The organism is Cellulophaga omnivescoria (assembly GCF_001999725.1).
Lineage (GTDB): Bacteria > Bacteroidota > Bacteroidia > Flavobacteriales > Flavobacteriaceae > Cellulophaga > Cellulophaga omnivescoria.
On record NZ_MDDP01000010.1, the window covers coordinates 474,360 to 488,929 of the forward strand.

Annotated in this window: 14 protein-coding genes and 2 tRNA genes; 3 read left to right on the plus strand and 13 right to left on the minus strand. The window is 31.6% G+C overall.

Going from position 1 to position 14,570, the window contains the following annotated elements; all coding sequences use genetic code 11:
• Window positions 1–4: 4 nt before the first annotated feature.
• From BFJ87_RS07125 to mutS, 11 genes are all read right to left on the minus strand, one after another.
• Window positions 5–913 (minus strand): pepsin/retropepsin-like aspartic protease family protein, encoded by a 909-nt coding sequence (locus BFJ87_RS07125; protein ID WP_077401986.1) that lies wholly within the window; start codon window positions 911–913, stop codon window positions 5–7.
• Between the two features lie 84 nt (window positions 914–997).
• Entirely contained in the window at window positions 998–1,645 is a 648-nt protein-coding gene (locus tag BFJ87_RS07130; protein ID WP_077401989.1) for a suppressor of fused domain protein, read from the minus strand.
• 39 nt (window positions 1,646–1,684) lie between these two features.
• The gene (locus tag BFJ87_RS07135; RefSeq protein WP_171974482.1) at window positions 1,685–2,074 is read right to left on the minus strand and encodes a DUF5071 domain-containing protein; all 390 of its coding nucleotides are present in this window, start codon (window positions 2,072–2,074) and stop codon (window positions 1,685–1,687) included.
• A gap of 2 nt (window positions 2,075–2,076) precedes the next feature.
• Window positions 2,077–2,814 carry a hypothetical protein gene (locus BFJ87_RS07140; RefSeq protein ID WP_139344219.1) on the minus strand — a complete coding sequence of 246 codons (738 nt, stop codon included), beginning with the start codon at window positions 2,812–2,814 and terminating at the stop codon, window positions 2,077–2,079.
• 11 nt (window positions 2,815–2,825) lie between these two features.
• Window positions 2,826–3,749 carry a hypothetical protein gene (locus BFJ87_RS07145; RefSeq protein ID WP_077401998.1) on the minus strand — a complete coding sequence of 308 codons (924 nt, stop codon included), beginning with the start codon at window positions 3,747–3,749 and terminating at the stop codon, window positions 2,826–2,828.
• Between the two features lie 102 nt (window positions 3,750–3,851).
• Window positions 3,852–4,037 carry a hypothetical protein gene (locus BFJ87_RS07150; protein ID WP_077402001.1) on the minus strand — a complete coding sequence of 62 codons (186 nt, stop codon included), beginning with the start codon at window positions 4,035–4,037 and terminating at the stop codon, window positions 3,852–3,854.
• Between the two features lie 19 nt (window positions 4,038–4,056).
• Entirely contained in the window at window positions 4,057–4,560 is a 504-nt protein-coding gene (locus BFJ87_RS07155; protein ID WP_077402004.1) for a hypothetical protein, read from the minus strand.
• A 10-nt stretch (window positions 4,561–4,570) separates the two neighbouring features.
• A complete protein-coding gene (locus BFJ87_RS07160) occupies window positions 4,571–4,927 on the minus strand; it encodes a hypothetical protein (RefSeq protein WP_077402007.1) in 357 nt (118 codons plus the stop codon).
• 166 nt (window positions 4,928–5,093) lie between these two features.
• Window positions 5,094–5,177, minus strand: a tRNA-Leu gene (locus tag BFJ87_RS07165).
• Window positions 5,178–5,222: 45 nt separating this feature from the next.
• Window positions 5,223–5,294 (minus strand) — tRNA-Gly (locus BFJ87_RS07170).
• Window positions 5,295–5,436: 142 nt separating this feature from the next.
• On the minus strand, window positions 5,437–8,019 hold the full coding sequence (gene mutS / locus BFJ87_RS07175) for a DNA mismatch repair protein MutS (RefSeq protein WP_077402010.1): 2,583 nt from the start codon (window positions 8,017–8,019) through the stop codon (window positions 5,437–5,439).
• A 157-nt stretch (window positions 8,020–8,176) separates the two neighbouring features.
• Here mutS and BFJ87_RS07180 point away from each other — a divergent pair, with 157 nt between their 5' ends.
• Window positions 8,177–8,710, plus strand: coding sequence for an RNA methyltransferase (locus BFJ87_RS07180; protein WP_077402252.1), 534 nt, complete (start codon window positions 8,177–8,179; stop codon window positions 8,708–8,710).
• Between the two features lie 165 nt (window positions 8,711–8,875).
• Here the strand turns inward: BFJ87_RS07180 and folK are convergent, their stop codons facing one another.
• Window positions 8,876–10,021 (minus strand): 2-amino-4-hydroxy-6-hydroxymethyldihydropteridine diphosphokinase, encoded by a 1,146-nt coding sequence (folK, locus tag BFJ87_RS07185; RefSeq protein WP_077402013.1) that lies wholly within the window; start codon window positions 10,019–10,021, stop codon window positions 8,876–8,878.
• Between the two features lie 132 nt (window positions 10,022–10,153).
• Here folK and BFJ87_RS07190 point away from each other — a divergent pair, with 132 nt between their 5' ends.
• Both BFJ87_RS07190 and BFJ87_RS07195 read left to right on the plus strand, forming a co-directional pair.
• Window positions 10,154–10,864: a queuosine precursor transporter gene (locus BFJ87_RS07190; RefSeq protein ID WP_077402016.1), complete on the plus strand. Its 711-nt coding sequence runs from the start codon at window positions 10,154–10,156 to the stop codon at window positions 10,862–10,864.
• A gap of 107 nt (window positions 10,865–10,971) precedes the next feature.
• Window positions 10,972–13,713 (plus strand): AsmA-like C-terminal region-containing protein, encoded by a 2,742-nt coding sequence (locus BFJ87_RS07195; RefSeq protein WP_077402019.1) that lies wholly within the window; start codon window positions 10,972–10,974, stop codon window positions 13,711–13,713.
• Here the strand turns inward: BFJ87_RS07195 and BFJ87_RS07200 are convergent.
• Window positions 13,703–14,497: a DUF2797 domain-containing protein gene (locus BFJ87_RS07200; protein ID WP_077402022.1), complete on the minus strand. Its 795-nt coding sequence runs from the start codon at window positions 14,495–14,497 to the stop codon at window positions 13,703–13,705. The genes BFJ87_RS07195 and BFJ87_RS07200 overlap by 11 nt on opposite strands.
• Window positions 14,498–14,570 lie beyond the last annotated feature (73 nt).

Genomic DNA, 14,570 nt, shown 5'->3' on the forward strand with positions numbered 1-14,570 from the left:
ATAACTACTTGCCGTAAGGTAAATTATAGTTTCTGTTTGGCTTTAAGTATGTAAATTTTCGATTTGCACTAATGTAAAAATCAAACCTTTTTAAAAAGTCAGTGCCAACAACACTCATACTTTGTTTGGCAATTGCGCCTTTAAAAAAGCCAATAGGTACATTTTTAAATGTAGTTTTGCCAACTTTAAATTTAGGTAAAATAGCCTTTTGTGTTTTTAGTACATTACCGTAAGAATCCTTAAGTTCTTTGGTGTCTATAATTTTTAAAAGCGAATCTAATGTATTGGTTTTAGCAAAATCATCATCAAACAAAATAAAACCAGTGTACCCAGAGTGAATTAAAAATGAATTCTCATATTTTTTTGATGCTATACTACTTTCTCCGCCCAAAAACATAAATCCGTCTTTATAATTTAAAGGGATTTTTTTATACCCTTTTATTTTTTTAGGTATTGTTTTGTATACCGTTATTTTGTGGTTTGTAAAGCTAATATGTAGGGCTTTGCCCTTAAATAAACTAGGGCCAAATTTACCATCTGTTCCTGGTCCCGAGTTTTTATTTTCCCAAATAGGTAAATTTTCCCAATTAAAATCTCCTATTTGTAATGTGTTGCTATTACTATGTCTAGATGTGCTTTTTCCGCCCCAACTTTCTACAGTATCTTCTGTGTTCCATTGTACGCTAGTTGTTTTTGCAGCGCTATCTTTTATTAAAGTGATAGATTCTGCAGCTGTGTGTAGCATTAGGCTAACAGTATCTTTTTTATTTAAAATAGCCTGTACTGCAATGTTGTTTTTAGGAGTGAAAGTAAACGGAAAACTACCTAATAAATTTGCGTTGTTTTTGGTTTGAGATATGCCACCAAAAGTAACTAGTGTAAAAAATAAATAAGTAAACAATTTTTTAGGCATAGTTATTATTGGTTTAAGAGACGTAATGCAGTAAAGCTAATTTACATAAAGTTGGAGTAGGTGTAGTGTTAGTGTAGTTAATTTTTACTTACGTTGTAAATCTGTAACAAGCAAAGGGTTGTTTTGTTTTAGTTTATCTAGTAGTTCTTTTGTTTTTGTGGTACTAGGATTTTGTTTTAGTTCCTCATATTCTGTGTTGGTTAAGCCAACCATTTGCAAAAACTGAACTTCACCGTGTGGAGTGTTTAATATGTCTAATTCTTTGTCTATAACAAAGGCCAGAGCAGTAATATCTGTATTGTAATTACTTCTTATTGGGCCGTTTGCAGGTATAAGATGGTACTCCTCAAACCATTTTTCTTTGCTAAAAACATACTTTCCTAAATTCTGAATTAAATTACAAGCCCAATTAACATTATCGTCATCACTATATTTTTTTAGTCTAAACGTAAGTTCAAAACCAAGTTTACTATATTCTTCTTCTACAGATTCCTCGTTATAATATAGCTCAGAAAATCCGTATGAAATGTAATGAAAGTGTGGTTCTTGCAAGGTGCTATTGTAAACGCTAATACCATCTATAGGTTCTGTGCCACCTAATGCATAAGGTAATTGTGGAGCATAATGTTGTGGGTTTTGCTCAGGGTATATTTTTTCTATTGCAGAGTCTATATAGTCCCAACCAACAGTATCTTCTTCTGTATATTTATTTTTGTATTCTTTTAGGGTCATAGGATTAATTATGGAGTATTAAGCAAAGCAGTTACTTTTCTAGGTTTTAGTATTCATTTTTTTAATCACCTCTAAAGCCAATTCTTGTGTTTCTTCGGCTATTTCTGCTTTTGTAGGTTGTGTGGCAATTCGTTTAAATTCGGCCATTAGTTTTGGGGTTATTGGAGCTGTTGCATTAGTGCCAAAAACTAACACAAGCCAGTATTTCCAAACTTCATCTTTACCTTTTAAAATGACAATAATATCATCTGTAATATGTTCTGTTATAGACTGTAAATACAATGCTATTGGGCCTGCAACTGGCCAGTTTAAATCTTGCAACCAAGTTAATAGCTCTGGCACTATTGGTTTTACTTGCTTATAGCTATAGTTATTTAAGTTGGCTACGGCTGCTGTATCTCCTTTATGTTTTGGTAGTTGTGGTTGCACTATTATTTTTCTTTTTTAAATCCTTTGTTAGTTAGTTTCCATTGGGTATGTGTTTGTTCGTTATTGTAAAAACCAGTTTCCTCATCTTCTTGGTAACTAAAATAAGACAATATTTTTTTTTCTTCATTGTATGTTATTTTAATGTCTTGCCCGCGGTTGGCTTCTGTAAAAATATAATCTTCATTAATAAAGGCAGACTTACTTTTTTGTAAGACACCATTAATTATACTGTACACTTTTGCTGTGCTGTAATGTTTGCCTCCACAACAGGTTCCCCAGCCTAATAACAAGTAGTGCGGTTTGTTGTTAATTTCTATATGGTGTACACCAAGTATAAACACATCTTGGTCACCATCATCTTTATCTTTTAAGTTTATATATGTAATAGCTCCAGTACTGTTTTTGTATTGCGCATAACTAACAGAGCTGTGGCAACAGCCAGGGTCTCTTTGGCTCCAAGTATATGTTTTTACTACACTGTCTAAGCTGTATTTTATGCTTATATGTTTAGATAAACTATCATATGGGTTTGTAAAACTAGTGGAGTCTTTTAAATGTTCTAAAAAACGCTCCTTTACAAAAGGAAACATACTGTTTGCCATATCAAAATCTACTGCTTGGTAGGCTTTAAATGTGGTTGTAAGTAGCTCGTCAGAATAATTGTAATCTTCTTGGGCAAATGCATTATTGCACATACAGAATGCAAATAATAGAATTTTAAGTCGTTTTATTATTTTCATACCATATAATTTTATGTGTAATCGCTATAAGGGATTTCTAGTTTATTAATTTGTTTAATAATATTTTTTTCTCTTTTAAAACTTATAAAATCTATGGTAACTTTATATTTTTTATGATACACGGTGTGTATAATTATAAATGTTCTTTTGTTTCTGCCACCGCCCACTGTTTCTTTAGTTGTGTGGGTAATAACATTTGTAGGTATTATTTTTTTTACAAACGGATTTATTAAGTTTTTAATAATGATGTAATTTTTAGAACTTTCTATATAGCCCATTTGTGTTGTAAAAAGTAACAAAAAAAGAAATGTACCTGTACTAAATATAAAATATCCTGGATCTAGGTAGTTGGAAATAAACAGTTCTAGCAATAATATAATAGAGGAAGTTAATGCTATTAATATAATTACTTTTATTAGTGTAATATAAAATGGTATGGGTGTGGTTTTGTTGGTAATAGCAATAGTGCTATTAGTAACAGGTTTACTTATTTTTATTTGTTTATTACCAAAGGTGTTGTCTAAGTGTAAACGTAGTTTCCAAAAGTTAGTGTAGTAGGCTTCTTTTAGGTATATTTTTTTATTGTTTTTTAGGTGTATGGTAAGTCCTTTTTCATAAATGGTAAAAAACATAAATTTTGAAGGTACAGAACTATGTAACTCAATACTTTTTACTTCATTATAAGTATATGTTTTAAATATGCCAATTTTAATGTTTTTAGCGTTTGCTCTATAAAAAATGAGACTTTTTAAGGCATAATAAATGCCATACGTTACAAAGGCCATAAAGGCTATTAAAAATAATATAATTTCTTCTTTAGTAATTAGAAGTACATAAAGAAAAACCAAAATGGTAATAAAAAAAAATAGTAAAAATATGTACAGAAAGTTAAATCTGCTGGTTATGGTTGCATTTCTTATGTTGTTACGCATCATTTTGTACCTAAATTAAAAAGTACAAATTAAGGTATATAAAGGGTATTGTAATGCGCTAATGTTTATTTGTAGGAGTTAGGCATATTACCGTTGCTTAATAATTTATTTTTTAGCTTCTTTACGGTAAGCATTTAAAATAAGTATAGCCATAAATGCCCAAATTAACCTATATACCCATATATTTATATCCTTGCCAAAAAATAGCACAGTTTCTGCATCTCTCATAAAACTATATACAACATTTACAAGGGCAAGTGCTACACCAATAATTAATATTGTTTTTCTCATAGCTGTTAAAACTAGTGTTTTATTTCTTTTTTTTAAGTTCCGAATTAATTTTCTTTTCCAATTTCTTAATCTCTGCAAAAGGTAAATTAAGGGCTAAAAAATAATTTCCGTTTCTAATTTTACTATTTACGTAAAAGGCATTAATAATTTTGTTGTCTATAAACAAACCTATGCTTTTACGCTCTTCAAAAGCTATGTCTGTAGCAATTTGCATTTTAATATCTCCTTTGGGTGTAAAGGTTAAATTTAAACCAAATTGTTTTTCTCCGGTATTTCCAAATGTAGCATCTATACCAACAGTAGAACATTTTTTAATAGCTGTAATAGGAATTAATGTTTGTGTGTTTACGTATTGTAGTTTATTAAAATCTGGAACAAAAACTTTTACTCCAACAGAATCGTTTAAAATATAAAAGCCAGATTTTAAATGGCTTGTTCTGTCTGTTTCTTGTGTATATTGACAAGTGCCGGTGAAGTTTATAAGAAATAGAAAAAAGAGTAAGGTGTAGGTTTTTATAGTCATAATATATTTTCTAAAACCCTTCTAAACCTGTTGACGCCGCATCAAAAAACAATAATCCTGCAATAAGCATAATATAAAAAATTATCCATATTAAAGAGATAACTACACCTGCAATGGCAAGCCCTCGCGGACGATTAAAAAGTCCAATTATAGATAAAACAAGTCCTAAAATCCATATTAAGTGCCCCACAATAGGAATACAATATAAAATGTAAGCAAGTATAGAGATTATAAAACCTGCAATGCCTATTGGGTTAGATTTGCCATTGTTATTGTTTTGATTAATAATAATAGGTTGCGCTTGGTAAGTTTCTTGTTGTTGCTGTTTTTGGTTGTCTTCTTGGTTGTGTGGTGTAATGTCACTCATAAAAATTGGCTGTATTTTATGGCAATATAAAAATAAGTGGGTAAAATAGTACCTTATTTTATAAGTTATGCGAATTAAAATTTTTAAAGTAAGTTAAAAGAGGTAAGAGGAAAAAAGGTATAAAAAGCAAAAACCCTTGAAAATCGTGAGATTAACAAGGGTTTTGTACTCGAGATGGGACTTGAACCCATACGGACTAATGTCCATTGGATTTTAAGTCCAACGTGTCTACCAATTCCACCACTCGAGCAAATTAGCTGTTATTACTAACAGGCAATTGGTATAATTTTTTCTGAGCGAAAAAAGGGATTCGAACCCTCGACCTCCACCTTGGCAAGGTGATGCTCTACCCCTGAGCTACTTTCGCAATTTTTATGAGCGTACATCTTTATCAGATGCGGGTGCAAATTTAAGACATTTTTCTAAACCACAAAGCTATTTTCAAAAAAAATATCAATATTTTTTGTCTAATTTTAGAATTTATTTTCAAATAACATAAAATGAGCGTTTTACACTTCATCTTTTTTTTGTGCGGAAAGCAATCTTTTTATTTCATTTAGTTTCATTAAGGCTTCTACCGGTGTTAGCGTGTTAATATCTAAATCAATTATTTCTTCTTTTAGCTCTAAAAGAAGAGGATCATCCATATTAAAAAAGCTCAGTTGCATTTCGTTTTGGGCATCTGTTAGCTTTGTTGTGAGCTCTTCACTAGAGTGAGATTTCTCTAACTTTTTAAGTATTTTATTAGCTTTAGAAATAACTTGCTGTGGCATACCAGCCATTTTTGCTACGTGTATACCAAAACTATGCTCGCTACCACCAGGAGTAAGTTTGCGCAAGAACAGAACATTATCTTTTAGTTCTTTTACAGATACGTTGTAATTTTTTATTCTGTTAAATGTTGCTGTCATTTCATTTAACTCATGGTAGTGGGTAGCAAATAATGTTTTTGCTTGTGTTGGGTGTTGGTGTAGGTATTCTGATATTGCCCAGGCAATAGAAATACCATCATAGGTGCTTGTGCCACGTCCAATTTCATCTAACAATACCAAACTACGATCTGATAGGTTGTTTAGAATAGAGGCAGTCTCGTTCATCTCTACCATAAAAGTAGATTCTCCCATAGAGATGTTGTCACTGGCACCAACTCTGGTAAATATTTTATCTACATAACCAATTTTTGCAGACTCTGCAGGTACAAAACTACCCATTTGTGCTAATAACACAATTAAGGCTGTTTGGCGTAATATGGCAGATTTACCACTCATATTTGGCCCTGTAATCATTATTATTTGTTGTTCTTCTCTGTTTAAAGTAACATCATTGGCAATATAAGTTTCTCCAACAGGTAATTGTTTTTCTATAACAGGATGTCTTCCGTTTACAATTTCTAAATCTGTAGAATTGTCTATAACAGGAGCGGTATATTTATTGTCTGTTGCCAATTGTGTAAAACCACAAAGGCAATCTAATTGCGCAATTAATTGTGCGTTGTGCTGTACTGGCGCAATATATTCTTGCATCCAAATTACTAATTTATTAAAAAGTTCTAACTCTAAAACTTGTATACGTTCTTCTGCTCCTAATATTTTGCTCTCGTACTCCTTTAGTTCTTCTGTAATGTAGCGTTCTGCATTTACTAAGGTTTGCTTGCGTATCCATTCTTGTGGTACCTTGTCTTTGTGGGTATTACGTACTTCTATATAATAACCAAATACATTATTGCTAGCTATTTTTAAAGAGGTAATACCGGTACGTTCGGTTTCTCTTTCTAACATTTTATTTAAGTAATCTTTGCCAGAAAATGCCAAACCACGTAGCTCATCTAACTCGGCAGAATATCCTTTGGCAATAGTTTCGCCTTTAAGCATATTAACTGGGGCATCTTCGCTAATCATTTCTTTAATTTTAGAGCGTAGTAGATCACAACCGTGTAATTGGTCTCCTATAAGTTTTACCGCCTCGTTTTTACTACTACTGGTAAGTTGTTTAACAGGTAGTATGGCTTCTAAAGAGTTTTTAAGTTGTACTACTTCTTTGGGTGATATTTTGGCTGTTGCTACCTTAGAAATTAAACGTTCTAAGTCTCCCATTTGCTTTATAGATTGTTGCAACTGGTGTAAAATGGTATCATTAGCTTGTAAATAGCTAATAACCTGGTGTCTTCTTTTTATTTTTTCTACATTTTTTAAAGGCAAAGCCAACCAACGTTTTAGCATACGCCCACCCATAGGAGATATGGTTTTGTCTATTACATCTAAAAGTGTAACTGCATTTGGATTGTAAGAGTGGTATAACTCTAGGTTTTTAATGGTAAACCTATCCATCCAAATGTATTCTTCCTCAGCAATACGTTGTAGCGTATTTATGTGTTGTAGTTTGTGGTGTTGCGTTTCAGACAAGTAATGTAAAACAGCACCAGATGCCATAATGCCCTGCTCTAGATGTGCAACGCCAAAACCTTTTAAAGTAGCGGTATTAAAATGTTTGGTAAGTGTTTCCTGTGCATAATCTTCCTGAAAAATCCAATCTTCTATAAAAAAGGTATGAAACTCGGTTCCAAATATTTTTAAAAAGTCTTTTTTATGTGTTTTAGAAACTAGGACCTCATTGGGAGCAAAGTTTTGTAACAATTTATCAATTTGCTCTTCTGTACCTTCTGATGTTAAAAATTCTCCGGTAGAAATATCTAAAAAAGATACACCTACTTTTTTTCTTCCAAAATGTACAGCACATAAAAAGTTGTTGGTTTTGGCAGATAAAATATCATCATTTAAAGCCACACCGGGAGTAACCAATTCTGTAACGCCTCTTTTTACAATGGTTTTGGTCTGCTTGGGGTCTTCTAACTGGTCGCAAATTGCAACACGTTGTCCGGCTTTTACCAATTTTGGTAAATAGGTATTTAAAGAATGATGCGGAAAACCAGCCAATTCTGTTTTTTCTCCACCATTGTTACGGTGTGTGCATATAATCCCTAGTATTTTAGATGCTTTAACGGCATCATCACCAAATGTCTCATAAAAATCTCCAACACGAAAAAGCAACATAGCATCTGGGTACTTTGTTTTTATAGCGTTGTATTGCTGCATTAAAGGAGTTACCTTTTTCTTCTTTGGTGTACTTGTTTTAGGCAAATTGAAAAATCTTAATGATTAACTTAAAAATTACAAAACGAATTTAAGTTTTTCTCTTTGGTTACAAAACCTTTGTTGATATTTGTGGATAAGTTTACTAGATATAAATAGAATGAGAAAATTAAAAAATAACGAATTAGAGCGATTAAATATTGAAGAGTTTAAACAAGCAGAAAAAACGCCTATTGTTATTGTTTTAGATAATATTAGAAGTTTAAACAACATTGGGTCTGTTTTTAGAACAGCTGATGCTTTTTTAATTGAAAAAATATACTTGTGTGGTATTACGGCAAAACCGCCACATAAAGACATACAAAAAACAGCTTTGGGCGCTACAGATAGCGTTGCTTGGGAATATGTAGAAGAAACACTACCTCTAGTGCAAGAGTTAAAAAGCAATGGTTATAAAACACTTGCTGTAGAACAAGCAGAAAATGCTACTTTTTTAAATGATTATAAGGTTAATGAAAACCAAAAGTATGCACTAATTTTTGGTAACGAGGTTAAAGGTGTGGCACAAGATGTAGTTACAGCTAGTGATGTGGTTTTAGAAATTCCCCAATACGGTACAAAACATTCTTTAAATATTTCTGTAAGTGCAGGTGTTGTGGTTTGGGATTTGTGGTCTAAACTAAAAGACAAATAAAACATCTTTTTAGTTTTAAGGCATAAAAAAAGACCCAACTAAGTTGGGTCCATTATGTAGTTTGAGTTAGTTAGTTCCTCTGTTAAGAGATATGCAATTAAAGAAAACGTTTTCAATATTGCAAATAAATTGTGAAATAACTGTTAATTTAATACTTGTCTTTTTTTAAAGATTACGTAATATGTAACCTTGTATTTCGTGTAAAATGTACTCATAATCAGAGTCATTAGCTACAAAATCTAGGTCGCTTACGTCTATAATAAAGGTGTTTTGTTGTGGGTAACTTTTTATGAAATCTAAATAACCTTTGTTAATTTTTTCTAGATAATCAGTCTGTATATCCTGTTCATATTCACGACCACGCTTTTTAATGTTAGCAATTAAGCGCTCTGTGTTTTGGTATAGGTATACAAAAACATCGGGCTTTTTTACATCTTTATACATTAAATCAAATAACTTACGGTACAGTTTAAACTCATCTTGGTGTAAGGTTACTTTTGCAAATATGAGCGATTTAAAAATGTCATAATCACTAACCATAAAAGACCTAAATAAGTCTAGCTGTGATGTATCATCTGAATATTGCTGGTAACGGTCTGCTAAAAAAGACATTTCTAAAGGAAAAGCATACCTTGTTTGGTCTTCATAAAACTTAGGTAAAAACGGGTTATCTGCAAAACGTTCTACAATAAGTTTGGCATTGTAGTCTTCAGATATTTTATTAGCTAAAGTAGTTTTACCTGCACCAATGTTACCTTCTATTGCTAAAAACTGAGCTTTTGCCAATAAGCTTTCTCTGTTAGGGTATAACCTTCTTTCTGTACGTTCTATAGTGCCTTTGTCTTTACATTCCTGAAAAAGGTTTCTAGAGTCTTTGTTTAATATTGGATGGTAAAATTGCGGACCAACATCTGCAAGTGGGCGTAATACAAAACTTCTAAATTGCAAGTTTGGGTGTGGTACCACTAATTTATCTGTGTTAATTATCTCTTTGCCAAAGTATATAATGTCTATATCTATGGTTCTGGCTTGGTAACCAGCTTCATCTGTACGTTGTCTGCCTAAATCTTTTTCTATTTTTAAAATTATATCTAAAAGCTCAAAAGCATCTTTAGTTGTGTTAATAGATACACAGGCGTTTAAAAAGTCATCCGACTCAAAACCCCATGATTGGCACTTGTAAACTTTAGATATACCTACAATATCACCAGCTTTTTCTTTTAATAAAAAAATGGCATCTTGTAGGTTTACTATTTTATCACCTAAATTACTACCTATAGATAGGTATGCAGTTGTAACGTTCTTCTTCATTTAAAAACAAAGTAAATAAAATAGTTTTTAAGGCACTATCTTAAAATTAAATATCTTTTTTGTAAAGGTATTAAAAGCTTAACTTAAGTATCTTTACAAATTAGTTGTAATTTATATTAGTAGTTGCTTTTTATGAACAAAACAGATAAAAAATTAGCCTTAAAAATTTATTTATACCTAGGAGCACTTTTTATAACTTCTTTGGTAGTTTCTAATTTAATTTTTCAAAAGTTTTTTATTTGGCAACCTTTTGGAGACGTTACTATTTTTGGCGCTACTTTGTTTGAGATTTCTGTAGGGGTTTTGCCTTATCCTGTTACTTTTTTGTTAACCGATTTAATTTCTGAAATCTACGGTAAAAAAAATGCCAACCAAATTGTGGTTGCAGGTATATTTGCATCTTTTTTTTCGTTATTAATTGTGTATTTGGCATCCTCAGCTCAAGCCACAAGTTGGTCTTCTGTTAATAACGCAATGTTTAAAGATGTTTTTGGTAATACCATTTTGGCAGTTACAGCGTCTATGTTGGCGTATTTGTTTGCGCAATTTGTAGATATACAGGTGTATCATTTCTGGAAAAAATTAACAAAAGGTAAACATCTTTGGTTGCGTAATAACTTTTCTACATTCTTTTCTCAGCTTGTAGATACGGGTACAGTTTTGTTGCTTTTGTGTTCTTTTGGAGAAATTGCATGGGGTAAATTTACGGGTTTGTTAATTAGCGGTTTTATTTTTAAGATAATTATAGCATTTATAGACACCCCTTTCTTGTATTTATTCGTATATATAATGAGAAAAAGATTTAATTTAAAAATAAACCAAGAAATAACATTAGAGTCATAATAAAACTGGCTTATTATTGTTTTAATTGTAAGATTTATATCACAGCTTTAAAAACAATAATTTGTTTGTCTGGTTTAGCTAAATTTAAAAGATAAAAATAGTTCTGTATGAAAAAGAAAATATTAAAAATTGTAGGTATTGTAGTGTTGCTAATTGTAATTTTATTAATTGCTGCGCCTTTCTTTTTACAAGGAAAAATAGAAAAAATTATTAAGGATAAAGTAAACAATAATATAGAAGCTACATTAGACTTTGCTAGTGCAGACTTAAGTTTATTTTCTAGTTTTCCTAATGCTAAGGTTACCATTAATGATTTAGTGTTAACAAATAAGGCTCCTTTTGCTGGCGACACCTTGTTTGCCTCTAAAGAAATTGCTTTAGATATGGCAATAACTGAACTTTTTAAAGATTCTTCTGAGGCTATTGGTATAAAGAGTTTGGCTGTAGATGGCGCTACTTTAAACATTATAGTAAATAAAGATAGTATTGCTAATTATGATATTGCCAAAAAAGATCCTGCAGTTGCTGTAACGCCAGAGACAACAGAAGAAGAGGGTAGTAGTTTTACTTTGGCAATGGAGTCTTATAAAATTACCAACTCTAGTATTGTGTATGTAGACCAAACGTCTGGTATGGCCTTAGCGCTAACAGAATTGCAGCATTCTGGTACTGGAGATTTATCTTTAGAGAAGTCTGAGTTGGATACTAAAACAAATGCACTGGTATCTTTTGGTATGGGCGGTACAAATTATTTAAACAGAAATAAAGTTGGTTTAGATGCTTTAATAAGTATAGACTTAAAGCAGAGTAAATATTCTTTTTTAAAGAATGAGGCTTTAATTAATCAGTTGCCATTAGTTTTTGATGGTTTTGTTAAGGTTAATGATGATAACCAAGAGGTAAACATCAACTTTAAAACTTTGTCTAGTGAGTTTAAAAACTTTTTAGCATTGGTGCCAGAAGAATATACTAAGAGTATAGAGAATGTAAAAACAACCGGAAAATTTACGATAGAAGGTAAGTTAGATGGTATTGTAGATGAAACACATATTCCTAAGTTTTCTGTAAAATTAAATTCGGACAATGCGTCATTTAAATATCCAGACTTACCAAAGTCTGTTACTAATATCTTTATAAATGCCGCTATAGATAATACAACTGGTTTGGTAGAGGATACTTCTGTAGATATTAAAAAATTAGCTTTTGCAATAGATCAAGATAGGTTTAATCTTAATTCTCAGATTACAGATTTAGTGTGTAACACTAAGGTAAAAGCGCATTTAGATGGTAATATGAACTTAGCAAACATATCACAAGCATATCCTGTACCAGCAGACTTAAATTTAAAAGGTTTACTAAAGGCAGATGTTACTACAGCTTTTGATATGGCTTCTATAGAAAAAGAACAATATCAAAATACAGCAACAAGTGGCACGTTAGATTTAAAAGATTTTGAGTATAATTCTGATGAGCTTAAAAATCCTGTACAAATTACAACAACTTCTTTGTCATTTAATCCAAAAACGGTATCATTAAATGAGTTTCAAGGAAAAACTGGTAAGACTGATTTTTCAGCAAAGGGTACAATTACAAACTTGTTAGGATTTATGTTTAAGGATGAAAAGGTAAAAGGAGATTTTGCTTTAAATTCTAATACGTTTGCTTTAAATGATTTTATGGTTGATGAGGTTGAGGAGACAGAAACGTCAACTAAAACAACAGAAGAAAAGCAAACTGTAGCCGATGAAAAATTAAAAATTCCATCGTTTTTAGATGCTACAATTACTGCTAATGCTAATACCGTATTGTATGATAATTTAACGCTTAAAGATGTAAAAGGAACGTTGCGTATTAAAGATGAAACTGCAACATTGTCTAATATGACTACCTCTTTATTTGGTGGTAAAATGGCTTTTAATGGTGAGGTTTCTACTAAAAATGAAGCTGCTACTTTTGCTATGAATTTGGGAATGAATCAGTTTAACATAAGTCAGGCTCTAAAAGGGTTAGAAATGTTAGAGGTGTTAGCTCCTGTAGCAAAAATTATAAGAGGTAATTTAAATTCAGATATTTCTGTTGCAGGTAATTTAAAGGATGATTTTACACCAGATTTAGCTACAATATCCGGTAAAGTGTTGGCAGAGTTAATGCAAACGGAATTAGATGGAAAACAAGAAAAATTTGTAACAGCTTTAAGTGATAAGCTTAGCTTTTTAAAACCAGAAAAATTAAACTTAAACGGATTAAAAACTGCTTTATCTTTTGATAATGGAAAAGTGGCGGTAAAACCATTTAAGCTTAACTATGGTGATATTACAATGAATGTTGCTGGTAGCCATACTTTTGATAGCAAGTTGGCTTATAATGCAACTGTAGAGGTGCCTGCAAAATATTTAGGAAGTGATGTAACTAAGTTAATTGCTAAAATTGATGATAAAAAGCTAGAAGATTTAACAATACCGGTTACAGCTAATATTGGTGGTAATTTTACAAATCCAGAGGTAAAAACAGACTTAACTAGTGGTGTAAAAAACTTAACTAGCCAGTTAATAGAAATAGAAAAGCAAAAACTAATAGCGAAAGGCAAAGACAAAGCTACTAGTGTTATTAGTGATTTGTTAAATAAAAATAAGTCTAAAACCGACTCATTAACTAAGGAGGATGCAAAAACTTCTGTAGTTAAGGACGTTGTAGGTGGGTTGTTAGGAAAAAAAGATACTACTGCGGTTAAAGAAAATACAACTACAACTACCAAACAAGAAACCCAAAAAGAAGCTGTTAAGGAAATTTTAGGAGGCTTGTTTGGCAAAAAGAAAAAAGAAACCGAAAAAGATACTACTAAACAATAGTTAAACTAACGTAGTAGCCCTCGTTGCTTCTAATGTTAAAAACAGTATTGTCTTCAAAAATTAAATACTGGCCTTTAATACCTTTTAAAGTGCCTTTGTAGGTTGGTGTTTTATCCAGATTAAGACTTTTTACTTTTTCTGGATATTGCATTACTGGAAATTCTAAATGAGTTTCTTGGTTGTCCTCTATAAAATACTGTAAGGCTTCTTTAGGTATATATTGTTTTAGTTTGTTGCGCCATTCTATTAAGTTTTCATCATCTACCGTATTGGTAAGCATTTTACGCCAATTAGTCTTGTCTGCTACGTATTCTTTTAATGCAACTTCTGTAATTCCTGCTAAATAGCGGTTTGGTACTTCAACAATTTCTATGGCTTCATGTGCACCTTGGTCAATCCACCTTGTAGGTATTTGTGCTTTGCGAGTAACACCTACTTTTACGTTGCTAGAGTTTGCTAAATAAACAATATGTGGTTGTAATTGAACTTTTTTTTCATAGGCCAAATCGCGGTCTTCTTGGTCTAAGTGGGCTGTGCTTAACTCTGGTCTCATTATCCAATCTCCGGCAGTTGGGATCTCAAAAAAACAAGATTTACAAAACCCTTGTCTGTATATTGGCTTGTCTAACTTGCAGTTAAGGCACTGGTGTTTTATAAAGTTAATCTCTATAGTTTTATTTAAAATCTGGTTCACATTTAAAAAATCATTCTCAAAAAGTAGATAATATTGTATAGGGTTTCCGTTCTCTGTTTGCATTTTTTGTAAAACACCTTGGTACTGCATAAAATGTATTTGAATATTAAAGTTGTATAGGCTATTTTTATCAAAATAACCACTGAAATTTTTCAGGATAAAG